Source organism: Actinomadura sp. KC216 (genome assembly GCF_004348535.1).
GTDB lineage: Bacteria > Actinomycetota > Actinomycetes > Streptosporangiales > Streptosporangiaceae > Spirillospora.
In genome coordinates this window covers 1-22,688 of the sequence record NZ_SMJX01000123.1, presented here as the reverse complement: position 1 = coordinate 22,688, position 22,688 = coordinate 1, and the positions used below count along the sequence as shown (strand labels likewise).

20 protein-coding genes are annotated in these 22,688 nt (G+C 71.8%); 12 read left to right on the top strand and 8 right to left on the bottom strand.

Going from position 1 to position 22,688, the window contains the following annotated elements; translation table 11 throughout:
* Positions 1-99: 99 nt before the first annotated feature.
* Positions 100-1,947, top strand: a complete 1,848-nt coding sequence (gene murJ, locus E1264_RS21815; protein WP_132176382.1) for a murein biosynthesis integral membrane protein MurJ — start codon at positions 100-102, stop codon at positions 1,945-1,947.
* Between the two features lie 63 nt (positions 1,948-2,010).
* On the opposite strand, the gene E1264_RS21810 is transcribed toward murJ, so the two are convergent.
* A complete protein-coding gene (locus E1264_RS21810) occupies positions 2,011-3,501 on the bottom strand; it encodes an MFS transporter (protein WP_207936069.1) in 1,491 nt (496 codons plus the stop codon).
* 142 nt (positions 3,502-3,643) lie between these two features.
* On the opposite strand from E1264_RS21810, the gene E1264_RS21805 reads away from it, so the two are divergent.
* Together E1264_RS21805 and E1264_RS21800 are read left to right on the top strand one after the other, a co-directional pair.
* A complete protein-coding gene (locus E1264_RS21805; RefSeq protein ID WP_132176378.1) occupies positions 3,644-4,033 on the top strand; it encodes an OB-fold nucleic acid binding domain-containing protein in 390 nt (129 codons plus the stop codon).
* A 157-nt stretch (positions 4,034-4,190) separates the two neighbouring features.
* Complete coding sequence (locus tag E1264_RS21800) at positions 4,191-4,805, top strand: DUF3159 domain-containing protein (protein WP_243711081.1); 615 nt, start codon at positions 4,191-4,193, stop codon at positions 4,803-4,805.
* Positions 4,806-5,008: 203 nt separating this feature from the next.
* Here E1264_RS21800 and E1264_RS21795 read toward each other — a convergent pair whose 3' ends face one another.
* Both E1264_RS21795 and E1264_RS21790 read right to left on the bottom strand, forming a co-directional pair.
* Positions 5,009-5,668 carry a TrkA family potassium uptake protein gene (locus tag E1264_RS21795; protein WP_132176374.1) on the bottom strand — a complete coding sequence of 220 codons (660 nt, stop codon included), beginning with the start codon at positions 5,666-5,668 and terminating at the stop codon, positions 5,009-5,011.
* Complete coding sequence (locus E1264_RS21790; RefSeq protein WP_132176372.1) at positions 5,668-6,333, bottom strand: TrkA family potassium uptake protein; 666 nt, start codon at positions 6,331-6,333, stop codon at positions 5,668-5,670. The genes E1264_RS21795 and E1264_RS21790 overlap by 1 nt, the downstream gene beginning before the upstream one ends.
* 235 nt (positions 6,334-6,568) lie before the next feature.
* Here E1264_RS21790 and E1264_RS21785 point away from each other — a divergent pair, with 235 nt between their 5' ends.
* From E1264_RS21785 to E1264_RS21755, 7 genes are all read left to right on the top strand, one after another.
* Positions 6,569-8,605 carry an APC family permease gene (locus E1264_RS21785; protein WP_132176370.1) on the top strand — a complete coding sequence of 679 codons (2,037 nt, stop codon included), beginning with the start codon at positions 6,569-6,571 and terminating at the stop codon, positions 8,603-8,605.
* Positions 8,598-9,953 (top strand): class I SAM-dependent RNA methyltransferase, encoded by a 1,356-nt coding sequence (locus E1264_RS21780; RefSeq protein ID WP_132176368.1) that lies wholly within the window; start codon positions 8,598-8,600, stop codon positions 9,951-9,953. Before E1264_RS21785 ends, E1264_RS21780 begins: the two co-directional genes overlap by 8 nt.
* Before the next feature lie 64 nt (positions 9,954-10,017).
* On the top strand, positions 10,018-11,220 hold the full coding sequence (locus tag E1264_RS21775) for a GNAT family N-acetyltransferase (protein ID WP_207936068.1): 1,203 nt from the start codon (positions 10,018-10,020) through the stop codon (positions 11,218-11,220).
* A gap of 93 nt (positions 11,221-11,313) precedes the next feature.
* Complete coding sequence (locus tag E1264_RS21770) at positions 11,314-11,814, top strand: DUF6221 family protein (RefSeq protein WP_132176366.1); 501 nt, start codon at positions 11,314-11,316, stop codon at positions 11,812-11,814.
* A gap of 93 nt (positions 11,815-11,907) precedes the next feature.
* Positions 11,908-12,294 (top strand): helix-turn-helix transcriptional regulator, encoded by a 387-nt coding sequence (locus E1264_RS21765; RefSeq protein ID WP_165964293.1) that lies wholly within the window; start codon positions 11,908-11,910, stop codon positions 12,292-12,294.
* Between the two features lie 152 nt (positions 12,295-12,446).
* Positions 12,447-13,439 (top strand): DUF11 domain-containing protein, encoded by a 993-nt coding sequence (locus E1264_RS21760; protein ID WP_165964292.1) that lies wholly within the window; start codon positions 12,447-12,449, stop codon positions 13,437-13,439.
* Positions 13,440-13,509: 70 nt separating this feature from the next.
* A complete protein-coding gene (locus E1264_RS21755) occupies positions 13,510-14,436 on the top strand; it encodes an LLM class F420-dependent oxidoreductase (protein WP_132176360.1) in 927 nt (308 codons plus the stop codon).
* Here E1264_RS21755 and E1264_RS43560 read toward each other — a convergent pair.
* A complete protein-coding gene (locus E1264_RS43560; RefSeq protein WP_165964291.1) occupies positions 14,426-14,596 on the bottom strand; it encodes a hypothetical protein in 171 nt (56 codons plus the stop codon). The genes E1264_RS21755 and E1264_RS43560 overlap by 11 nt on opposite strands.
* An 11-nt stretch (positions 14,597-14,607) precedes the next feature.
* Positions 14,608-15,441, bottom strand: a complete 834-nt coding sequence (locus E1264_RS21750; RefSeq protein ID WP_132176358.1) for a TIGR02452 family protein — start codon at positions 15,439-15,441, stop codon at positions 14,608-14,610.
* A gap of 128 nt (positions 15,442-15,569) precedes the next feature.
* On the opposite strand from E1264_RS21750, the gene E1264_RS21745 reads away from it, so the two are divergent.
* Together E1264_RS21745 and E1264_RS21740 are read left to right on the top strand one after the other, a co-directional pair.
* Positions 15,570-17,000: a 3' terminal RNA ribose 2'-O-methyltransferase Hen1 gene (locus tag E1264_RS21745; RefSeq protein WP_132176356.1), complete on the top strand. Its 1,431-nt coding sequence runs from the start codon at positions 15,570-15,572 to the stop codon at positions 16,998-17,000.
* Entirely contained in the window at positions 16,997-19,552 is a 2,556-nt protein-coding gene (locus E1264_RS21740; RefSeq protein WP_132176354.1) for a polynucleotide kinase-phosphatase, read from the top strand. The genes E1264_RS21745 and E1264_RS21740 overlap by 4 nt, the downstream gene beginning before the upstream one ends.
* A 72-nt stretch (positions 19,553-19,624) precedes the next feature.
* On the opposite strand, the gene E1264_RS21735 is transcribed toward E1264_RS21740, so the two are convergent.
* The 3 genes from E1264_RS21735 to E1264_RS21725 form a co-directional block, all read right to left on the bottom strand.
* Positions 19,625-19,894 (bottom strand): zf-TFIIB domain-containing protein, encoded by a 270-nt coding sequence (locus E1264_RS21735; RefSeq protein ID WP_132176352.1) that lies wholly within the window; start codon positions 19,892-19,894, stop codon positions 19,625-19,627.
* A gap of 67 nt (positions 19,895-19,961) precedes the next feature.
* Positions 19,962-20,915, bottom strand: coding sequence for a phosphotransferase (locus E1264_RS21730; RefSeq protein WP_132176350.1), 954 nt, complete (start codon positions 20,913-20,915; stop codon positions 19,962-19,964).
* An 18-nt stretch (positions 20,916-20,933) separates the two neighbouring features.
* The gene (locus E1264_RS21725) at positions 20,934-22,574 is read right to left on the bottom strand and encodes an AMP-binding protein (RefSeq protein WP_243711079.1); all 1,641 of its coding nucleotides are present in this window, start codon (positions 22,572-22,574) and stop codon (positions 20,934-20,936) included.
* Positions 22,575-22,688 lie beyond the last annotated feature (114 nt).

Sequence of the window (22,688 nt, the reverse complement as noted above, 5' to 3'; positions counted from 1 at the left end):
GGACGGCGGGCGGCCGTCCCTGATCTGCAGGAAGCCGCGTGGGGCGCTCATCCGTGAAGGGTGGGCGCCCCACGCGGCATACTGGCGCCTCCGGGGGTGATGCCGATGGACGAACCCGACCAAAAGGACGAGCCCGAGAGGCGCCGCGTCCTGATGCCGGCGGTCATCGAGGAGGCGGAGCGGGCGGAACCGCCCGGCGAGCCGGAGATCGGGCTGGTCCCGGTCCGCGACCCCGGCGACGTCGGCGACCCGGGGACCGCCGACCGGCCCGGCTCCGAGCGCGACGAGATCGGCGGCGCCGCGCAGGCCGCCCCGCCGGGCGTCGCGCACTCCAGCGCCGTCATGGCGATCGGGACGGTCTTCTCCCGCGCCACCGGCTTCCTCCGCACGGTCGTGATCGGCGCGGCGCTCGGCACCGCGCTGCTCGGCGACGCCTACCAGGCCGCCGAGATGATCCCCTACACGGTGTACGAGCTGCTGCTCGGCGGGCTGCTCGCGAGCGTGTTCGTCCCGTTCCTGGTCAAGCGGCGGATGCGGGACGCCGATGGGGGAGCGGCCACGGAGCGGCGGCTGCTCGGCGTCGTGCTGCTGGCGCTCGCCGTGCTGACGGTCGCGGCCGTGCTCGCCGCCGACCAGCTGATCTCCCTCTACGCGGGCGGGTACGAGGGGCGGCAGCGCGAGGTGGCCGTGCTGCTCACCCGGCTGCTGCTCGTGCAGATCTTCTTCATCGGCGTCAGCGGGCTGGCGAGCACGCTGCTGAACGTCCGGCGCCGGTTCGGGGCGCCGATGTGGGCGCCGGTCGTCAACAACCTGATCACGATGGCCGCGGGCCTGCTCTTCCTCTGGGTCGCCGGGCGGGGCCGCACCACCGAAACCGTGACCGACGGGCAGCTCGCCCTCCTCGGCCTCGGCTCCGCCTTCGGCACGGTCGCGCAGAGCGCCGTCCTCGCCTGGACACTCCGGTCGGCGGGGTTCCGGTGGCGTCCGCGCCTCGACCTGCGCGGCTCCGGGCTCGGCGAGGCGGTGCGGGCGGCGTCGTGGATGCTGCTCTACATCGTCGTCGCGCAGGTGGGCGTCCTCGTGACCGCGAACGTCGCGACGCGCGCCGCCGACCGGGCCGCCGAGGCCGCGGGCGGTCCGGTCGCCGGGAGCGGGCTCGCCACCTACAAGTTCGCGCTGGTCGTGTTCCAGCTCCCGTACGCGATCATCGCGGTGTCGGTGATCACGGCGCTGCTGCCGCGGATGAGCGCGCACGTCGCGGACGGGCGGCGCGACCTCGTCCGGGACGACTTCTCCCGCGGGCTGCGGCTGTCCAGCGCGCTGCTCGTCCCGCTGTGGCTCGGGATGCTGGTGTTCGCGGTCCCCGGCTCGGTCACGTTCTTCGCCTACGGCAGCCTCAGCGTGGACGGGGCGCGGCGCATCGGCGCCGTCCTCATGGTCTTCGCCGTGATGGTCCTGCCGTTCACGCTGCACCAGCTGCTGATGCGCGTCTTCTACGCGCTCGGCGACACCCGCACGCCCGGGCTGATCGCCGTCCCGGCCGGGATCGCGCAGGCCGTGACGGCGTTCGCGCTGATGTGGCTCGTCCCGGCGCGGCAGATCGTGCTCGGGCTGCCCGTCGCGTACGGGCTGTTCTACCTGGTCGGCGCGGCGGGCGCGGTGATCGTCCTGCGCAGGCGGCTCGGCGGGATGGACGGCCGCCGGATCCTCGTCGCGCTCACCCGCCTGCATCTGGCCGCCCTGCCCGCCGTCGCGTTCGGTGCGGCGGCCGTCTGGGGCTTCGGCCAGTTGCCGGGCGACCGGGTTCCCGCCCTGCTCGCCGTGGTGGTCGGCGGTCTCGGCGGCGGGGCGCTGTACTTCGCGACCGCGCGGCTGATGAAGGTCCCCGAGATCGGCTACTTCACCGCGATGGCCGCCTCGCGCATCCGCCGCTCCGGAGGCCCTTGACGGCCCGGGAAACGCCGAAAACGCCGTCCGGCGTGGACGGCGAGTTCGGCGGGACGGCCCCGGTCAGTGGGCGCGGGACCGACGGGGGAGGAGGAACGCCACCGCGAACGCGACGGCGGTGAGGGCGAGGGTCAGCTCGGTGACCCGCTCGGCGGCCTCGAGCGCGGCGGACGGGTCGAACCGCCCTGCCACCGGCGCGCCGATCGCGCCGAAGAACACCGTCCCGAGGATCGCGATGCCGAGCGACGCGCCCAGCTGCTGGATCGACTCCAGCGCCGCCGCCCCGGACCCCACCTCGTGGTCGGCGATGCCCGCGACGATGATGTCGAACAGCGGCACGAAGATCATCCCCATCCCGGCGCCGAAGAGCAGCAGCGGCGCGACCAGGTGCCAGCCGCCGAGGCCCGTCCCGGCCGTCTCGAACACCGCGTACAGGGCGGCCAGCCCGGCGAGCATCATGCCCAGGCCGAGGTGCAGGATCTTCCGGCCGAGGCCGTTCATCGCCATGCTGGAGAACGCCGACCCGGCGAACGCGCCGATCGCCCAGGACGCCATCGCCAGGCTCGCCGCGAGCGGGGTGTAGCCGAGCCCGAGCTGCAGGAACAGCCCGACGGCCAGCGAGAACCCGGTGATCAGCCCGAAGAAGACGACGACGAACAGGACACCGGAGCTGTAGGAGCGGTTGGCGAACACCGACAGCCGCACGAGCGGCGTCCGGCCGCGGCGGGCGCGGCGCAGCTGGTGCAGCGCGAACGCGGCGAGGACGGGCGCCGACCCGGCGAGCAGCGCCAGCGACCAGGTCGGCCAGCCCAGCTCACGGCCCTGGACGAGCGGGTAGACGAGCATGCTCATGCCGAGCCCGCCGAGCAGCATGCCGGTGACGTCCAGCCCGCCGGAGCGTTCGGTCGCGGCGGGGGAGGGCAGCACGCGCGCGCCGACGACCAGCGCGTACGCGCCGACCGGGACGTTGATCAGGAAGATCGCGCGCCAGCCGGTGCCGAGCAGGTCGGCGTCGACCAGCAGCCCGGCGACCACCGGGCCGAGGATCGTGGCCAGCCCGATCACCGGGCCGAACAGCGCGAACGCCTTGCCGACGTCCTTGGCGCCGAACAGGTCGCGGATCAGCCCGAAGCCCTGCGGGATCATCACCGCGGCGCACAGCCCCTGCGCGACCCGCGCGGCGATCAGGCTCTCCGGCGACCAGGCGAACGCGCAGGCCACGGAGGTCGCCACGAACCCGGCGGCCCCGGCCAGCAGGACGGGCTTGCGGCCGAACATGTCGCCGAGCCGCCCGCCGGTGAGCAGCGCCACGGCGAGGGCGAGGGTGTATCCGGCGGCCATCCACTGGAGCGCGGAGTAGGACCCGCCGAGGTCGGCGCGGATCGCGGGGGCGGCCACGTTCACGACGGTGGAGTCGAGCAGGTTCAGCAGGGTGGCGGCCAGGACAGCGGAGAGCCCGAGCCAGCGGCGCGGGTGCGGGGTGGCGGCGGTCTCCTGAGGAGCGTCGGGGCGGATCTCAGATGGTGAGACCGGGGTGTCGAGCGTGGCGGTCACGGCTCTTCCTTCCTGTCGGAGCGGAATGCTCTGTTCCGATAATAGCAGAACGGAATGCTTCATTCCAATACCTGGCGGCGCGAACCGATCGAGGGCGTGGCAGGGGGTCCGATTCGTCCGGGGATGCCATACGCTTCGAGGCATGGACGAGGCATCGGCCGAGCGCGAGAAGGGCGGGCTGCGGCGCTTCCTGCGGCGCATGGCGTCGAGCCGGGCCGAGCTCGAGGCCGAAGACCTGCAGAAATCCTCGGGCGTCGAGGGTGCGACCCCGATCACCGAGTGCGCCGAGCGCAAGCGCCACTGCGTGGCCGGTACGCTACGTACGGTGACGCTCCGTCCGCGGGGCGGCGCCCCGGCACTGGAGGCCGAGCTGTACGACGGCACCGACGTGATCAGCCTGGTCTGGCTCGGCCGCCGCAAGATCGCCGGCATCGACCCCGGGCGCATGCTGCGCGCCGAAGGGCTGGTCAGCACGCAGGACGGGCGCAAGGTCATGTTCAATCCGCGATACGAGCTGCGCGGCGGTTCATGAGGCCGCGGCGAGCGGCCGGGAGTGCGACGTGAGCGAAGTCGAAGCGAGCCGGGAGGACGGCGTGGACACCGAGACCGGAGACCCCGCCGCATCCGGCGCGACCGCCGCCCCCCGACCCGCGGGGAAGGATGACGCGCACGACACCGTCGAGGCGGCCGTGCGCGCCCAGCTCGCCAAGGCGCTCGGCGGCGTCCGCGGCATGATCGAGGCCGCCGTCCCCACCATCGCGTTCACCGGCACCTACGTCGTGCTCGACGAGATCAAGCCCGCCGTCGCCGCCGGGGTCGGCGCGGCCGTGCTGCTGCTCGCCGTCCGGATCGCGCAGCGCTCCAACCCGCAGTTCGTCCTGAACAGCCTGGTCGGCATCGCGGTCGCCGCGTTCTTCGCGCTGCGCTCGGGCAAGGCCGAGGACGCGTTCCTGCCCGGCATCCTGCTCAACGCCGGCTACGCCGCCGCGATGATCTTCTCGATCGCGGTGCGGTGGCCGGTCGTCGGCTTCATCATCGGCACCGTCACCGGCGATCCGACCGCCTGGCGCCGCGACCCCGGCATCGTGAGGCTCTGCTCCAGGCTCACCTGGCTGCTGGTGGTGCCGTGCGCGGCGCGCGTCGCCGTCCAGTACCCGATCTACCTCGCCGACGGTGACCAGAGCGGCCTGCTCGGCCCCGCCAAGATCGTGATGGGCTGGCCGCTGCAGGTCGCGGCGCTCGCGGCCATGGTCTGGCTCCTCGCCCGCGGCCGCACCCCCATGGAACGCAAAGAACCCGCGTAGTTCACTGCATTTCTCTCCTCCTTCGGGCGCTGGGCGCCCTCCATCGTCGAGAAATGCGCGCGATCGCTGCATCGCTCCGTCTCGCCTGGCGGCTCGCTGCGCGATCAGGTTCTCGCAAGCTCGAACCTGGCTTCGCTCGCGATCGCGACGGCCCACGCCAGAGGTTGCTCAGGCAGCGGGCTGAGGTCGCTGGGACCCGTGGTTCAGTGGCCGCCGAGCAGTTCGGCGAGTTCGTCCTCCACGTCCTGGCTGGCGACGAACATCAGCTCGTCGCCCGGTTCGAGGGTGTCGTCGGACGTCGGGACCAGCACCCGGCCCTCGCGCAGGATCGCCACCAGCGCCGTGTCGCGCGGCCAGGCCACCGACCCGACCCGCTCCCCGCCGAGCGGCGCGTCCTCCGGCAGCGTCAGCTCCACCAGGTTCGCCTCGCCCTGCCGGAACGTCATCAGCCGGACGAGGTCGCCGACGCTGACCGCCTCCTCCACCAGCGCGGACAGCAGCCGCGGCGTCGACACCGCCACGTCCACGCCCCACGACTCGTTGAACAGCCACTCGTTGTTCGGGTGGTTGATCCGGGCGACCACGCGCGGCACCCCGTACTCGGTCTTGGCCAGCAGCGACACCACCAGGTTGACCTTGTCGTCGCCGGACGAGGCGACCACGACCTGGCAGCGCTGCAGGGCGGCGTCGTCCAGCGCGGATATCTCGCACGCGTCGGCCAGCAGCCATTCGGCGCGCGGCACCATCTCCACCTTGATGGCCTTCGGGCTCTTGTCGATCAGGAGGACCTCGTGCCCGTTCTCCAGCAGCTCCTGGGCGATGGACCGGCCCACCGCGCCCGCACCGGCGATCGCGACCCGCATCAGGACTCCTCCCCGTTCCGCGCCGCGACGGCGAGGTTCACGCGCTCGACGTCGTCGGCGCCGGCCATGATGTGCACGATGTCGCCGTCCTGGATCACGGTGTCGCGGTCGGGGACGAGGGCCTCGCCCATCCGCGACAGGAACGCCACCCGCGTGCCCGCGTGCTCCTCCAGCGCGCCGACCTTCTCACCGACCCACAGGTGCCCGGAGTCCAGCTCGGCGAGGACGACCGCGCCGGTCGGGTCGCGCCACAGCGGCTCGGCGCCCTCGGGGAGCAGCCGCCGCAGGATCTGGTCGGCCGTCCACCGGACGGTCGCGACCGTGGGGATGCCGAGGCGCTGGTAGACCTCCGCGCGGCGCGGGTCGTAGATCCGGGCGACGACGTTGTCGACGCCGAACGTCTCCCGCGCCACCCGCGCGGAGATGATGTTGGAGTTGTCGCCGCTGCTGACGGCGACGAACGCGGACGCGCGCTCGATGCCCGCCTCGGCGATCACTTCCCGGTCGAACCCGAACCCGGTGATGCGGCGGCCCCGGAACCCGCTGCGCAGGCGGCGGAACGCCTCCGGGTTCTGGTCGATGATGGCCACCGAGTGACCCTTGTCCTCCAGGATGTGGGCGAGTGTCGAACCGACCCGCCCGCATCCCATGATCACGATATGCACGGCCGTTCCCTCTGTCCGTCCAGGGGGACGTTCCCCCTGTACCCCCCGCGCCGTCCACGGCACTCTCGCCGACCGCCCATGCCGTGCCGCACCCGAGGAACGTTTCAGTGAATGATCCCTACCGGCCTGCAAACCTACACATCCGCCCAGGCGAGTACTACCCGGCCCGGCACCCGCGTCGCGCCCGCCGGGGGCACGGCGGCGGCGTCATGCCCAAGAGCTAGAGTCTCCTCTCGTGTCAAAGGCTCCGGACCTTGTGAAGCGCCTGCTGCTGGGAAGGGCGCTCCGCAGCACCCAGTTGCACGAGCAACTGCTCCCCAAGCGCGTCGCGTTGCCGATCTTCGCGAGCGACCCGCTGTCCTCGGTCGCGTACGCGCCGCAGGAACTGCTGATGATGCTCGCCGTCGCGGGGGCGTCCTTCTACGCGTACGGCCCGTGGATCGCGCTCGCCATCGTCCTCCTGATGGCCGTGGTGGTCGCCTCGTACCGGCAGAACGTGCACGCCTATCCCAGCGGCGGCGGCGACTACGAGGTCGCCACCGTGAACCTGGGCCCGAACGCCGGGCTCACCGTGGCCAGCGCGCTCATGGTCGACTACGTGCTCACCGTGGCGGTGTCGGTCTCGTCCGGAGTGGAGAACATCGGCTCGGCCATCCCCTGGATCGGGGAGAACCCGGTGATCGCGGCGCTCGCCATCATCGTGCTGCTCACGGTGACGAACCTGCGCGGCGTCCGCGAGTCCGGGACGTTCTTCGCGTTCCCCACCTACGCCTTCGTCATCGGCGTCCTGGCGATGGTGGTGTTCGGGGTGTTCCGGATCGGCGTCATGGGCGACGATCTCACCGCGCCCACCGCGGACCTGGAGATCCGGGCCGAGCAGCACGACCTGGCGGGCCTCGCCGTGGTGTTCCTCCTGCTGCGGGCGTTCTCGTCCGGCTGCGCCGCCCTCACCGGCGTGGAGGCGATCAGCAACGGGGTGCCCGCGTTCCGCAGGCCCAAGAGCCGCAACGCCGCCACGACCCTGCTCATGATGGGCCTCATCGCGGTCACCATGTTCTGCGGCGTGATCGCCCTCGCGCTGAGCTCGGACGTCCGGGTCGCCGAGAACCCCGCGGTCGACCTGGTCCGGAACGGCACGCCGGTGGGCGAGGGCTACGTCCAGGAGCCGATCCTCACCCAGGTCGCGTCCGCGGTGTTCGGGGACGGCTCGATCCCGTTCATCTACATCGCGGCGGTCACGGCCCTCATCCTGTTCCTCGCCGCCAACACCGCCTACAACGGGTTCCCGGTGCTCGGCTCGATCCTCGCCCGCGACGGCTACCTGCCGCGGCAGCTGCACACCCGCGGCGACCGCCTGGCCTACAGCAACGGCATCATCATCCTCGCGACGATGGCCGGCCTGCTCGTCTACGCGTTCCAGGCCGAGGTGACCAAGCTCATCCAGCTCTACATCGTCGGCGTGTTCGTGTCGTTCACCCTGAGCCAGATCGGCATGGTGCGGCACTGGAACCGGCACCTGCGCACCGAGACCGACCCGGCCCGGCGCCGGCACATGATGCGGTCGCGGGTGATCAACGCCATCGGCGGCTCCACGACCGGGTTCGTCCTGGTCGTCGTGCTGATCACGAAGTTCACCCACGGCGCGTACATCGTCTGCATCGCGATGCCGCTGATCTTCCTGCTGATGAAGGCCATCCGGCGGCACTACGACCGGATCGCCGAGGAGCTGGTGCCCTCCGGCGAGGACATCGTGCTGCCCGCCCGCAACCACGCCATCGTCCTCGTCTCCAAGATCCACAAGCCGACGCTGCGGGCGCTGGCGTACGCCCGCGCCACCCGGCCGTCGACCCTGGAGGCGGTCACCGTGTCCGTGGACGCCGCCGAGTCCGCCCGGCTCCAGCAGGAGTGGGACGCCCTCGACCTGCCCACCCCGCTGAAGATCCTCGACTCGCCCTACCGCGAGATCACCCGACCGATCCTCGACTACGTGAGGGGCGTCCGCCGCAGGAGCCCGCGCGACGTGGTGACCGTCTTCCTGCCCGAGTACGTGGTCGGCCACTGGTGGGAGCACCTGCTGCACAACCAGAGTGCCCTGCGTCTCAAGGGCCGGCTGCTGTTCCAGCCCGGTGTGATGGTGGTCAGCGTCCCGTGGCAGCTCGCCTCGTCCGACCGGCTCAAGGGGCGGGCGGAGCCGCCCGGGCCCGGCGCGTCCCGGCGGCCGCCGCGGACCGGGTCGCGTCCCGGTACGGGTAGTGTTTCGGACCGTGACTGACCTGGAACCCGACGTCCCCGACCTGCCCGACGTCCTCGAACTGGAGGTCGGCAACGTCGCCAACGGCGGTTTCTGCGTCGCCCGGCACGAGGGGCGCGTGATCTTCGTCCGGCACGCGCTGCCGGGCGAGCGGGTGCGGGCGCGCGTCACCGAGCGCGCCAAGAACTTCCTCCGCGCCGACGCCGTGGAGATCATCGAGGCGTCGCCGGACCGGGTCGAGGCGCCGTGCCCGTTCGCGGGCCCCGGACGCTGCGGCGGCTGCGACTGGCAGCACGCCTCCCTCCCCGCGCAGCGCGCGCTCAAGGCCGCCGTCGTCGAGGAGCAGCTCCGCCGCCTCGCCGGGATCGACCGGACGGTCACCGTCGAGGAGATCCCCTACCCGGTCGACTCGGACGTCGCGCCGCCGCCGGGTCTGGGGTGGCGCACCCGCGTGCAGTTCACCGTCTCCGGCGGCGTCGTCGGGCTGCGGCGGCACCGCTCGCACGACATCGAGCCGATCGACGAATGCCTGATCGCCCACCCGGGCGTCGAGCTGATGGGCATCGAGCGCAAGCGCTGGCCGGGCGCGTCCGGCGTCGAGGGCATCGTGTCCGCGACGACCGGCGACCGCCTCGTCGTGCTGCGCGGCCGCGACCGCCGCAAGATCAAGGTCCCGCGGCTGGACGTTCCCGTCCGGCTCGTCCGCGGCAAGCCCGAGCCCGGCGCCTCCCTCCCGTACATCCGCGAGGAGGTGTCCGGGCGCCTGTACCAGGTCAGCGGCAGCGGCTTCTGGCAGGTCCACCCGGGCGCCGCGCAGGTGCTCGCCGACGCGGTCGCCGACGCGCTCGAACCGAAGCCCGGCGACATCGCCCTCGACCTCTACTGCGGCGTCGGGCTGTTCGCCGGCGTCCTCGCCGACCGGATCGGCCGGGACGGCCTCGTCGTCGGCGTCGAGTCCGACGGGCAGGCCGTCCGCGACGCCCGGTTCAACCTGCGCGACCTGCCGAACGTGTCCATCGAGCGCGGACCGGTCGAGGAGGTCGTCGCCGACCTGGAGTTCGGCCGCGCGTCCGCCGGGTCGAAGGCGCAGAACAAGCGCGGCGGCGGGCATCACCGCGGCGAGCGGGTCCGGCGCGCCGACCTCGTCGTCCTCGACCCGCCGCGCACCGGCGCGGGCCGCGACGTCGTCGAGCACATCACCCGCCTCGCCGGACGCAAGATCGCCTACGTGTCCTGCGACCCCGCGACCCTGGCCCGCGACCTCGCCTACTTCGGCGAGCGCGGCTGGACGCTGGAGACCCTCCGCGCTTTTGACGCATTTCCCATGACCCACCACGTGGAGTGCCTCGCGACCCTCGTCCGCGGCTGACCTGCGCTGACCTGCGCGTCTGGACCTGCGAAAACTGGTTGCGCCGCTGGCATACCGTTGAAGCGTGGTCGAAATCAGGGAGATCCCCGAAGGGGACGCCGACCGGATGGTGGACTTCGCCGGCATGGTGTTCCACCAGCGGATCGGCGAGAGCGAGTACGAGCGCGAATCGTGGCGGGTGCGGCGGGCCGAGCGCATCGGCGCCTACGACGGCGAGACGCTGGCCGGGCAGCTCGCGGCGATGCCCGCGCGCCTCTCCGTGCCGGGCGGTTTCCTCGACTGCTCGGCGGTCACGTTCGTCGGGGTGCTGCCCACCCACCGCCGCCGCGGGGTGCTCACGTCGATGATGGACCGGATGCACGCGGACGCGGTCGCCGCGGGCCGTCCGGTCGCCGCGCTATGGGCGTCGGAGAGCGTCATCTACGGGCGGTACGGGTTCGGTCTCGCCACCCGGACGATCGACATGGAGGTCGACACGTCCCGCCCGCTGGAGCTTCGCACCGTGCCCGACCCTGGGCCGCTCCGGCTGGTCGACGCCGAGTCCGCCCCCGAGATCCTCGACCCGCTCTACACGCGGTCCCTGGCGGAGCGTCCGGGCAGCCTGCTGCGCGACACCGAATGGTGGACGCGGGACGTCCTGGGCTCGGTCGACCGGGAGGCGCCCGGCGCCACCGAGCCCCGCGTCGTCGTCCACCAGGGCGGATACGCCGTCTACCGCATCCAGGCGAACCAGGGGAGCGAGGGCGAGCGGGCGGTCAGGGTCGGCGACCTCGTCGCCGAGACGCCGCGGATCGAGGCCGCGCTCTGGCGCTACCTGGCGGAGATCGACCTCACCTCCCGCATCCTCGCGCCCGGCCGCCCGGTGGACGACCTGCTCCCGCACATGGCCGCCGACCCCGACCAGGTCACGATCAAGGGCGACTACGGGGCCCTCTGGCTCCGGCTGATCGACGTCCCGGCCGCGATTCGGGCCCGGTCCTGGGCCGCCGACGACACGTTCGTCCTGGAGGTGCGCGACGCCCGCATCCCGGCGAACGAGGGCCGCTGGCGGGTGAAGACCGGACCGGCGCCGTCCTGCGACCGGACGGCGGATTCCCCCGACCTGACCCTGCCGGCCGCCGACCTGGCCGCCGTCTATCTCGGCGGCAACCGCGTGACCACCCTGGTGCGCGTCGGCACGGTGGCCGAGCACACGCCGTCCGCCGCCGCCCGCCTGGACGCGGCGCTCGCCGTGCCTCTCGCGCCGTTCATCGCCGACGACTTCTGACGCGCCCGCCCGCCGCGGCCCGGTCGGCGCGGGCAGTGATCTTGCGGTGGCAGGATCGGTGCCGGGTGCCTCGACGGCGGAAACGGAGTGGCTGTGAGCGATCTGGTGGAGTTCCTGCGGGCCCGGCTCTTCGAGGACGAGGACACCGCGCGGTGGGCGGCCGACTACCGGTCCCGCCCGAACGGCGGGCCCGACCTGTCCGGGGACGAGCGGTGGCAGTGGGTCGAGACGCATTCCGGGGAGCGGCTCCGGCTGGGGCGGCGGCCGATGGACCATCTGCAGAGGCCGGTCTCGCTGCGGAGCGTCAACGAGTACCCGTGGCAGAGCCGTCCGGGGTTCGGGCCGCACCACGTGCTGGACGTCTCGTTCGTCAAGGAGGGCGTCGCGCTGCACATGGCCCGCCATTCGCCGGCCCGGGTCGTGGCGGAGGTGCAGGTGAAGCGGCGCCTGCTCGAACTGCATTCGCGGATGAACGGGACGGGCGTCTGCCAGGCGTGCGGCGAGCACGTCCGCGAGGGCGGGTGCACGACGCTGCGGCTCCTCGCCACGCCGTACTCCGACCACCCCGCCTACCGGGCGAACTGGCGCGTCTGACACCCGGGGACGCACGGGGACGCACGGGGACGCACGGGACGCCGTGGACGGGGCCGGTGGATGTTTCCTGGTGTTTCCGGCATGCTGGGCGGCATGGCCGGGGACGTGGACCGGGAGCGGGTCGCCAAGTACGCGGTGGCCAGGCGCGGGTCGCTCGGGCTGACGCAGGAGCAGCTGGCCGAGCGGGCCGGGGTGACGGTCAAGACGGTCTACAACCTGGAGGCGGGGGAGCGCTGGCCGCAGGCCAGGACCCGCGGCGCCATCGAGGACGCGCTGCGATGGCGCGCCGGTGACCTCGCCCGCATCGCCGAGGGAAGGGAGCCGCTCGGCGGCCAGGACCCGGCGGGGGCGGACGAGACGCCGTGCGAGCTCGCGGAGCTCAACGCCTACTTCGCCGAGCTGCGCACCGACTCCGGCGATAAGCGGCGGATGGCGCTCGCTTTCCTCCGCGCCCTCTACGGCGAGCCAGAAGGACGCTGAGTTACCGGATCTTTCCGGACTCGTGATTCTCCCTGATGGAACATTGGTCACCGTGTGTGATGACACGCCGACGCGGCGCTAGGCGGCGGGGTCGGCGGTCGCTACAACGGACGTGTCCGTACGTAGAAACCGCAGGCCACGGGGGGCTCATTGTGATCCGGACATGGAAGGTGCGCGGTCTCGTCCTGCTGACGGCCGCGCCGCTGCTGGCGGTCGTGCCCGCCGCGGCCGTAGCGGACGCGGGCGGTCCGGCGCGGTCCTCGGACCCGATACGGCTGGACGGTCTTCTCAAGCCGCCGCCGAAGCCGAAGACGCACACCAAGGCGAAGGCGAAAGCGAAGGTGGCCGTGGCGCTGCGGACGTCCGGCCCCGCGAGGGACGTGATCCCGGGGCGCACCTACGAGTGGAAGTGGACGATCCGCGTCGCCGGGAAGCCGCGCCCGAAGCAGGTCAAGGCCAAGAAGAGGAAGGCGAAGGCGGGCAAGGGCAAGGCCGGGAAGCTGCAGACCAGCAGGGCGAGGCCCCGCGAGGCGGTGTTCTGGACGACGCTGCCGAAGTCGCTGGCGTTCGTGTCCGGCGAGAGGCAGTGCGCGTCCAGCGGGTGGAGGGTCGTCTGCCGGATGGGCGCCGTCCGGCGGGGCGGCAGGGTCAGCGGCGTGATCAGGGCCCGGGTCGTCGAGCGGGCGAAGCCGGGCCAGCGGATCAGCCCGCTCGGGACGGTGACGTGGGCCGGGACGCGCGTCACCCGGAGGTTCCCGGCCGCGCGCGTCGCCGCCACCGCGGACCTCGCCATCACCAGGTCAGCGCCGGCGAGGGCCCGCGCCGGCGCGAAGATCCCGTACCGGGTGATGGTCCGCAACAACGGCCCGGCCACGGCGCAGAGCGTGATGGTCCTGTCCGAGGGGCCCGTCAAGCTCGTCGGGTGGAACACGGCGTGCGTGCCAGGCCGCGGCGCCTACGTGTGCTCGGTGGGGTCGCTCCGGGCGGGCGAGTCCAGGACGCTGCGGCTCACGGCGGTGCCGCGCGGGAGCGTCCGCGCCGGGACGGTGCTGCGGACGTCGTGGACGGCGGCCTCGCCGACCCTCGACCTCGACCGGACCAACAACGGCGCCGTCACCCGCACCCGGATCATCCGGCGCCGCTGACCGGGCGGCGCTGTCCCGGCGGCGCTGACCCGGGTCACGGGCGGGGCCGCCGGGGTTGCAGGATGGGGTCATGCGATTCCGGATCTTCACCGAGCCCCAGCAAGGGGCGAGCTACGAGACACAGCTGGCCGTCGCGAAGGCGGCGGAGGACCTCGGGTTCGACGCGTTCTTCCGCTCGGACCATTTCGTCAAGATGGGGGACGTGACGGGCGAGCCGGGCCCGACCGACTCGTGGATCACGCTGGGCGCGCTGGCCAGGGAGACCAGCCGGATCAGGCTCGGCACGCTGGTGACGGCCGCGACGTTCCGGTATCCCGGCCCGCTGGCGATCTCCGTCGCGCAGGTCGACCGGATGAGCGGCGGGCGCGTCGACGTCGGTCTCGGGACGGGCTGGTTCGAGGAGGAGCACACCGCGTACGGCATCCCGTTCCCGAGCCTGGGGGAGCGGTTCGCCCGGCTTGAGGAGCAGCTGGAGATCCTGACCGGGCTCTGGGGGACGCCGGACGGCGAGACCTACTCCTTCAGCGGCGAGCACTACACGCTGGCGGACTCGCCCGCGCTGCCCAAGCCCGCCCAGCCGGGCGGCCCGCCGGTCATCGTCGGCGGGACCGGGGCGAAGCGGACGCCGCGGCTCGCCGCCCGCTTCGCCGACGAGTACAACGTCCCCTTCACGCAGCCGGAGGGCACGGCCGCCGCGTTCGACCGCGTCCGCGCGGCCTGCGCCGAGGCGGGCCGGACCAAGCCGCTCGTGTACTCGGTGGCGCAGGTCGTCTGCTGCGGCCGGGACGAGGCGGAGGTGAGGCGCCGCGCCGACGCCATCGGACGCGAGGTGCCGGAGCTGCGGACCAACGGCCTGACCGGCACGCCGGGCGAGCTCGTCGACAAGATCGGCCGGTTCGCGGAGCTGGGCGCCGAGCGCGTCTACCTCCAGGTCCTGGATCTGCAGGACCTGGAGCACCTGGAGCTGCTGGCCACGGAGGTCATGGCTAAGCTCTGACCCCCGGAACGTGTGGAGGGCCCGCTGCGGGACGCGTCCCGCAGCGGGCCTTGCGCGCCGAGCTGCTGGACGGCGGGAGCGTGCCGCCCGCCGACCCGGTCTCCTCGGGCTCGACGCCCGCGAGGGCCGTGTCGAAGAACGGCCCTATGAGCAGGCCCATCCGGAAGGTCGCTAGGCGAAGACGTTCTGGAAGGCGGCGTGCCTGGGGGCCCCCTTGGCGGTGTCCCACACCGCGAAGACGACGTGCTCGAAACGGCCGGAGAACTCTTGGCCCGGAAGCAGCAGCTCCGCGAACACCTCGGCCACCTCTTGCGGATCGTTGCGGAAGACACCGCAGCCCCAGGCGCCGAGCACCAGCCGCCGGTGCCCGTTGGCCTCCGCCACGGCGAGGAGCTTGCGGGCGCGTAGGTGGAGCACGTCGCGGATCCGGTCCGCCTTGGCGGCGTCGTTGATGGCGCCTCGGTTGGGGGCGGGGGACGTCAGGAACGCGACGTCGTACGGCTCGTCCAGCAGCTTTCCCGCGTCGTCGCGGAACACTGGCACGTCCGGTGAGTAGATCATGTGGTCGCTGTAGAGCAGGTCGCCCTGCGCGCGGTGGAAGTCGTAGAACTCCCTGGCTGAACGCAGCGACGCGTACAGGCCGGACGACCGCGCCAGGCCTTCCTCCTGGGCGTGCGCTCCGTTCAGGAACCCTCCGCCGGGGTTCTTCGCAGAGGCGAAGTTCAGCGCGAACGGAACGGTCCCTTGCCCGGACAGCCGGAGGGCGGCGGCGAGCGTCGTCTCGCCGGTGACCTCGATGCGCGTCTCGGTGCCGGGCTGAACGGGAGCGGGCAGGTGCTCCAGCAGCTCGTCCAGCTCGTCCGGGCGGTACAGAACGGTGCCGCGGACGGCGCGGGCCAGGCGGTCGTCGATCGAGACCGTACGGCCGGACGGCGCGACGTAATCGCCGCGGTCGAGGATTCTCACGGTCTCCTGCGCCGTCTCCCGGCGGGGATGTCTGCTCATAACGCTCCGGATTGTGGCGGCAACGGAAACGTGACCGCAAACCCTTTTCCGCCGTCCGGCCGGTAAACGCCGGAAAACGCCGGAAAATGGATGTGGTCGGTTCGCGGTGGTCCGCCAGACTTGTCGGCGTGCTTCTGACGATCACCACCACCCTGAGCCAGGCGACCGACCTGGGATTCCTCCTGCACAAGCATCCCGGACGAGTGCAGGCGTTCGAGCAGTCCTTCGGCACGGCGCACGTCTTCTATCCCGACGCGGACGAGTCCCATTGCACGGCGGCGCTCCTGCTGGACGTCGACCCGGTCAAGCTCGTGCGCACGCGCGGCAGAGGCACACCGGACTTCTCCCTAGGCCAGTACGTCAACGACCGTCCGTACGCGGCGTCGTCGCTCCTGGCCTCGGCCATGGCGAACGTGTTCCGCACCGCTATGCGGGGACGCTGCGACCAGCGTCCCGAACTGGCGGAGACACCGATTCCGCTTGAGGTCGTCCTGCCCGCGCTCCCGTGCCGTGGCGGTCCGCGGCAGGCGGAACGGTTCTTCGCGCCACTGGGCTGGGACGTGTCGGCCGTTCCCGTCCCGCTCGACCCGGAGTTCGGCGACTGGGGCGACTCCCGGTACGTGACGCTCACGCTGACCGGGACTCTGCGGCTCGCAGACGCGCTCAACCAGCTCTACGTGCTGCTGCCCGTCCTGGACGACGCCAAGCACTACTGGATGGCGCCGGACGAGGTGGACAAGCTCATCCGCGCCGGTGAGGGCTGGCTCGCCACGCACCCCGATCGCGGCACCATCACCCGCCGCTATCTGGCCAACCGGCGCGGTCTCGTCCGGACCGCGCTGGGCCGTCTCGCCGACGCCGAGGACGCGACCGACGAGGCGCTGGACCCGGTGCAGGTGGAGGAGGAACCGCCCGCCGCCGAGGACGGCGGAGAGCAGTCTCCGCCGGAGGAACAGGTTTCCCTCGCGGAACGCCGTCTCCAGGCGGTCGTGCAGGCTCTGCGCGACGAGGACGCCAGACGCGTCATCGACCTTGGCTGCGGCTCCGGGAAACTGCTCTCGCGCCTCGCCCAGGACGACTTCTTCAACGAGATCTCCGGGACGGACGTGTCGCACCGCGCGCTCAGCCACGCCTGGCGGCGGCTCCGCTGGGACCAGCGGCCCCGCAGCGCGAACGACCGCGTCAAGGACGTCTTCCAGGGCGCGCTCACCTACACCGACGAACGGTTCCGCGATTACGAGGCGGCCGTCCTCATGGAGGTCATCGAGCACATCGACCCGCCGCGCCTCAGCGCCGTGGAACGGGTCGTGTTCGAGCACGCCAAGCCGCGCGTCGTGGTGGTCACGACGCCGAACTCCGAGCACAACGTCCGCTACGAGGGCCTCGCGCCGGGTGCGATGCGCCACCCCGACCACCGCTTCGAGTGGACGCGCGCCGAGTTCCGCGCATGGGCGGACCGGGTCGCCGGCGCCCACGGGTACCGCGTCCGGCACGTGCCCGTCGGCGACGACGATCCCGAGGTCGGCGCGCCTACGCAGATGGGGGTTTTCACGCGATGACCGAGATCAGGGTCCCGGAGATGGGCCTCGTCGTGCTGGTCGGCGTGACCGGTTCGGGCAAGTCGTACTTCGCGCGCAAGCATTTCCGGCGGACGCAGGTGATCTCGTCCGACGAGTGCCGCGGCGTCGTGTCGGACGACGAGAACGACCAGTCCGCGACCGGCGACGCGTTCGACCTGCTGCACTACATCGTCGCCAAGCGGCTGCGGCGCGGCCTGCTGACCGTGGTCGACGCCACCAACGTGCAGAGCGCGGCGCGGCAGTCGCTGCTGAAGATCGCCAAGGACCACGACGTGATGTCGGTCGCGATCGTGCTGGACGTCCCTGAGAGCGTCGCTGCCGAGCGGAACGCCGTCCGGCTGGACCGGAACCTGCCTCCGCATGTGATCCCCCGGCAGCGGCGCGAGCTGAGGCGCGGGATGCGGTCGCTGGCGCGCGAGTTCCGCCGCGTCCACGTGCTGACCGGCGTCGCGGAGATCGACGCCGCGACCGTCGTGTACGAGAAGGCGTGGAACGACAGGCGGGAGCTGGCCGGGCCGTTCGACATCGTCGGCGACGTGCACGGCTGCCGCGCCGAGCTGGAGGACCTCCTCACCGATCTCGGCTACGAGATCGACCGGGACGCGGAGGGCCTCGCGGTCGGCGCGCACCATCCCGGCGGGCGCATGGCCGTCTTCGTCGGCGACCTCGTCGACCGCGGACCGGACTCGCCGGGCGTGCTGCGGCTGGTGATGGGCATGGTCGGCGACGGCGACGCGCTCTGCGTCTCGGGCAACCACGAGGCGAAACTCGTCCGTGCCCTGCGCGGGCGCAAGGTGCGCGTAGCGCACGGCCTCGCCGAGTCCCTGGAGCAGCTCGCCGCCGAACCGGACGATTTCCGCGACGACGCGATGCGTTTCATGGACGGCCTCATCAGCCACTACGTCCTGGACGGCGGCGACCTGGTCGTGGCCCACGCCGGGCTGAGGGAGGAGTACCACGGTCGTTCGTCCGGCCGTGTCCGGTCGTTCGCGCTCTACGGCGACACCACGGGGGAGACCGACGAGTACGGCCTGCCCGTGCGGTATCCATGGGCGCGCGACTACCGGGGCAAGGCCATGGTCGTGTACGGGCACACACCCGTTCCCGAAGCGGAATGGGTCAACAACACCATCTGCCTCGACACAGGCGCGGTGTTCGGCGGGAAGCTGACGGCGTTGCGCTATCCCGAGCGTGAGCTGGTCTCCGTCCCGGCCCGTCAGGTCTGGTACGAGCCGACGCGTCCTCTGGACGCGCCGTCCGGCGCCGTAGCGGGCGGGCACCGGGAGGACGAGGTCCTGAAGATCGAGGACGTGCTCGGCGCGCAGGGCGTCGAGACCCGCCTGATGGGCCGCGTCGCCGTCCGCGAGGAGAACGCCCTAGCCGCCCTGGAGGTGATGAGCCGGTTCGCGGTGGACCCGCGCTGGCTCGTCTACCTGCCGGCCACCATGGCCCCCGCCGAGACGTCGCCCCTGCCCGGGTACCTGGAGCACCCCGCGGAGGCCCTCGCCGCCTACCGGGACAAGGGCATCGACCGCGTGGTGTGCGAAGAGAAGCACATGGGCTCGCGAGCCGTTGTCGTCGTCTGCCGCGACGCATCGATCGCCACGGACCGCTTCGGCGTGACCGACGGAACGACCGGCGCCATCTACACCCGCACAGGGCGCCCCTTCTTCCGCGACCCGTCGCGCACGCCCGAAGTACTGGACCGGGTCCGTTCCGCGATAGGCGCCGCAGGGCTCTGGGACGAACTCGACACCGGCTGGCTCGTCATCGACAGTGAACTGCTGCCGTGGTCGGCCAAGGCCATGGACCTCATCCGCACGCAGTACGCCGCCACTGGCGCGGCGGCCCGCGCCGCTCTGCCGATGGCGTCCGACCTTCTCGCGCGCGCGGAAGGACGCGGCCTCGACGTCGGCGGCCTCCGGGAGCACATCGACCGTCGCGCCGCCAACGCGTCCCGGTTCCGTGACGCCTACGCGCGCTACTGCTGGACGGTCGACGGCCTCACCGGCCTGCGCCTCGCGCCGTTCCAGATCCTCGCCGGGGAAGGCCGCTCCTGGGCCGTCGCACGCGACCACGACTGGCACATGACCGTGGCCGGACGGCTTGCGGACAATGACCCGAGCGGCTTCGTCCAGCGGACGGATTCGATGACCGCCGACCTGAACTCCCCGGAGTCGGAGGCCGACGTCACCGAATGGTGGGAGAAGCTCACCGCCGCGGGCGGCGAGGGCATGGTCGTCAAGCCGCTGGGGCCGTTCCCGGAGGACAAGCGGATCCAGCCGGGCGTCAAATGCCGCGGCCCCGAATATCTCCGCATCATCTACGGCCCGGACTACACCGAGCCGGAGAACCTCGACCGGCTGCGCGGCAGGTCACTCGGCCGCAAGCGCTCGCTGGCCATGCGGGAGCACGCCCTCGGCATCGAGGCCCTCGACAGGCTCACCGCCGGTGAACCCCTGTGGCGCGTCCACCAGGCGGTCTTCGCCGTCCTGGCCCTGGAGTCAGAACCCGTAGACCCGCGCCTATAGACAGACGGCCCGCCCCCTAGGCGTCCCTAGGGGGCGGGCCCAACTGTCGCCGATCGGCTCGCGCGGAGCCGGTCAGGTGGTGAAGAGCATGTGAAAGACGCTCCCGCCATGGGGGCGGTGGTGGCGCGGCCCATGGTGATGGTGGTGCACCGACGCCGCCGGTGCGCCCCAACCCGGCGCGGCGGCGGGTGGCGGGGCCGCCCGGTACTGCGACTCCATCTGGGCCAGGGCCTCGAGTTCTCCGTAGTCGAGGAAGATGCCCCGACAGCTGTCACATTGCTCGATGTGGACTCCGCTGCGGGTGTAGGTCCGCATCACGCCACGACACTTAGGGCAGTGCATCGCCTTCTCTTCCTTCCAGTATGGATCCCCAGGTAGAGGCTAAATGTAGGGCAGGTTTCGCGCCACGTCATGCCGTGTCCCCCGCCGCCGATATTCTTCCGCAGGCGTCGACCATCGCCTGCTCCGCCCCATCGAGCGGTCGCTTCTCCCTTTCCGCCGATATGACGCACGTTGCGGCGATCTGGATCGCAAGACTTCGCGCGGGAACGTCCAGGGCCGTCCAGGGGTCGCCCTCCACCGGGACGGCCGGGCCGCCCGCCTCCTGGTACGCGCCCAGGAAGCGGCCCCACTCATCGGGGTCCAGAACGCCCGCCGAATACAGCGCGGCCGGACGCGCGAGGTCCCAGGCGGGGTCGCCCGTACCGAGGTCTTCGATGTCGATGAGCAGCCACCGTCCGTCCTGGGCGCGGACCATCTGGCCGAGGTGCCAGTCACCATGGATGAGGCGCTTCGCCGTACCGGGAGGCTCCTCGCCATCGCCGCGTATCCAGCCGGGCAGAGTGGCGAACGCGCGCCGCACCACGTCCTCGGCCGGCCCGTGCCCCAGTTCCGAGACGCGGCGTGCCACGCGCGCAGGACGCCCCCAAGACGGCGCATTTACCGGCACGACCGCAGCATGGAGCGCGGCCAGAAGCCGCGCCCCCTCTTCCCAGGGCAGGTCCTTCTGCGGATCCACCGGCTGACCGTAGGGGTAGACCGTGACCGTCCGCCCGTCAACATCCAGCGGCGGGTCAAGGGGAGAGACAAGAACGTCGGGAACGGTGGCCGCCACCCGTATCCGCTCCAGGAAGGGTGCCCCGTGCTCCCGGTCGGCCTGGTGCGCCTTCACCACCACGTCACCGACACGCACCACCAGCACACCGTGCCGGTCATACAGCGTCTCCGGCTCCACGGAAGGCACGGACGGAACGCGGGCCGCCTGGTCGCGCCCGACCTCAACGAGCCGGGCGAACAACCCCGGTTGGACGGTCTCGGTGTGCACCCGCACAGTCAACCACCGGCAAGGGACGGTGACGCCCATGCAGGAGAATTCCCCCGGCTATGCGGGCGAGTTGACGATCTCGTCGCGGAGCCGCCGCCGGACGACCTTCCCCAGCACGTTGCGCGGCAGTTCCGTCCGCGGACGGAATTCCGCAGGCACTTTGTAGTGCGAAAGGAAGCGTTCGCAATGCCGCCGCAGTTCGTCCGCCGAGAAAAGGTAGGCGGGGTGCTCCACCACGTGCGCGATGATGCGCTCCCCGCGCCGCGCGTCCGGCACGCCGACCACCGCGCAGTCATGAACGGCCGGGTGGCGGCGCAGAACCCTCTCCACCTCCGTGGGGAAGACGCTGAACCCGCTGACCTTGATCATGTCGCGCCGGCGCTCCAGGATCGTGAAGAAGCCGTCCTCGTCCATCACCGCGATGTCGCCCGTCCGGAGCCACCCCTTCGACAGCGCCTGCGCAGTGGCGAGCGGCGCGTTCCAGTAGCCCGCGAACACCTGCGGCCCGCGCACGACCAATTCGCCGGGCTCACCCGGTGGCAGAACCCTCGTCGGCTCGTCCTGGTCGACGATGACGGCATCGGTCAAGGGCAGCGGCAGCCCGACGCTCAGGTTCCGCGCCCCGCCGCCCAGCGGATTGGCGGTGACGGCAGGAGACGCCTCCGTAAGCCCATAACAATTGATCAGCCCCTTGGCGCCCACCCGTTCGAGCCGATCGATGGTCCCCTGCCCAAGCCCCATCGCGCCAGAGATGAAAACACGCAGCGAATTCAGATCCGACGGCAGAAACCCCGGGCTGTCCAGCAACTGCTCATAAAGCGTAGGCACCCCGGGAAAAATAGTAGGTCGGTACTTGCGAATAGCCCCGAGCACATGACCGGCGTCGAAACGCGGAAGCAGCACAACGGCCCCAGCCGTCATCACCGGCGCGACGAGGCAGCTCATCAACCCGAACGAGTGGAACAGGGGCAGAACCGCCAGCGTCACGTCCTCGCCCGGACGGCTCTCACGGTCCCACGCGTGCTGCTGGCAGGCGTTCGCGACGAGATTCCGGTGCGTGAGCATCGCGCCCTTGGGACGCCCCTCCGTCCCGCCTGTGTATTGGATGGCCGCGAGCTGCCGCGACGGCTCGATCTCCAGCTGCCGCACCTGCTCACGCGGCTCCCGCTGCATGTCGCGGAACGGGACGACGCCGGGATCGTCCGGCACGTCCGCGGTGATGGCCGCCCTCCGCCGCCGCGCCCCCGCCAGCGGCATCCGCAACGCGATCCGCTTGGCCGCCGGCAGATACTCGGTCAGCGACGTCACGACGATGTGCTCAAGCGGAAGCTCGGACCTGATCGCGCGCACCGTCGCATAGGAACGATCCAGCACGACGGCCGCGCGGGCACCGGAGTCCGCGAGCTGGTGGAGCATCTCCTCCTCGGTGTACAGCGGGTTGTGCTGCACCGCGATCGCGCCCCGGCGCAGCACCCCGTAGAAGGCGATGACCTGCTGCGGGCAGTTCGGCAGGATCAGCGCGACCCGGTCGCCGGGCTGGACGCCGAGCCGGTGGAGGCCCCCGGCGAACCGGTCCACGGCGGCGCGCAGCTCCCGGTAGGAGATCCGGCGGCCGAAGAAGATGAGCGCGGGCCGCCGCGGATACCGCTCCGCGGCATCATCGAGAAGCCGAGTAACGGAAATGTCGGGAATATCCAATTCACTGGAAATTCCCTGCTGATACCACTGCCGCCACGGGGAAGATCGTTGTGACGAGTGCCACATGGGACGTGATTCAACCATCCCGGAGGCGTTCCCGTCCCCCCGCTTCCC

Excerpts from the sequence above, each read along its gene's own strand:
- E1264_RS21730 (WP_132176350.1), bottom strand. The coding sequence starts at position 20,915 with ATGGGCGTCACCGTCCCTTGCCGGTGGTTGACTGTGCGGGTGCACACC.
- E1264_RS21740 (WP_132176354.1), top strand. The coding sequence starts at position 16,997 with ATGACCGAGATCAGGGTCCCGGAGATGGGCCTCGTCGTGCTGGTCGGC.
- E1264_RS21750 (WP_132176358.1), bottom strand. The coding sequence starts at position 15,441 with ATGAGCAGACATCCCCGCCGGGAGACGGCGCAGGAGACCGTGAGAATC.
- E1264_RS43560 (WP_165964291.1), bottom strand. The coding sequence starts at position 14,596 with ATGGGCCTGCTCATAGGGCCGTTCTTCGACACGGCCCTCGCGGGCGTC.
- E1264_RS21735 (WP_132176352.1), bottom strand. The coding sequence starts at position 19,894 with ATGCACTGCCCTAAGTGTCGTGGCGTGATGCGGACCTACACCCGCAGC.
- E1264_RS21805 (WP_132176378.1), top strand. The coding sequence starts at position 3,644 with ATGGACGAGGCATCGGCCGAGCGCGAGAAGGGCGGGCTGCGGCGCTTC.
- E1264_RS21765 (WP_165964293.1), top strand. The coding sequence starts at position 11,908 with ATGGCCGGGGACGTGGACCGGGAGCGGGTCGCCAAGTACGCGGTGGCC.
- E1264_RS21795 (WP_132176374.1), bottom strand. The coding sequence starts at position 5,668 with ATGCGGGTCGCGATCGCCGGTGCGGGCGCGGTGGGCCGGTCCATCGCC.
- murJ (WP_132176382.1), top strand. The coding sequence starts at position 100 with ATGCCGATGGACGAACCCGACCAAAAGGACGAGCCCGAGAGGCGCCGC.
- E1264_RS21755 (WP_132176360.1), top strand. The coding sequence starts at position 13,510 with ATGCGATTCCGGATCTTCACCGAGCCCCAGCAAGGGGCGAGCTACGAG.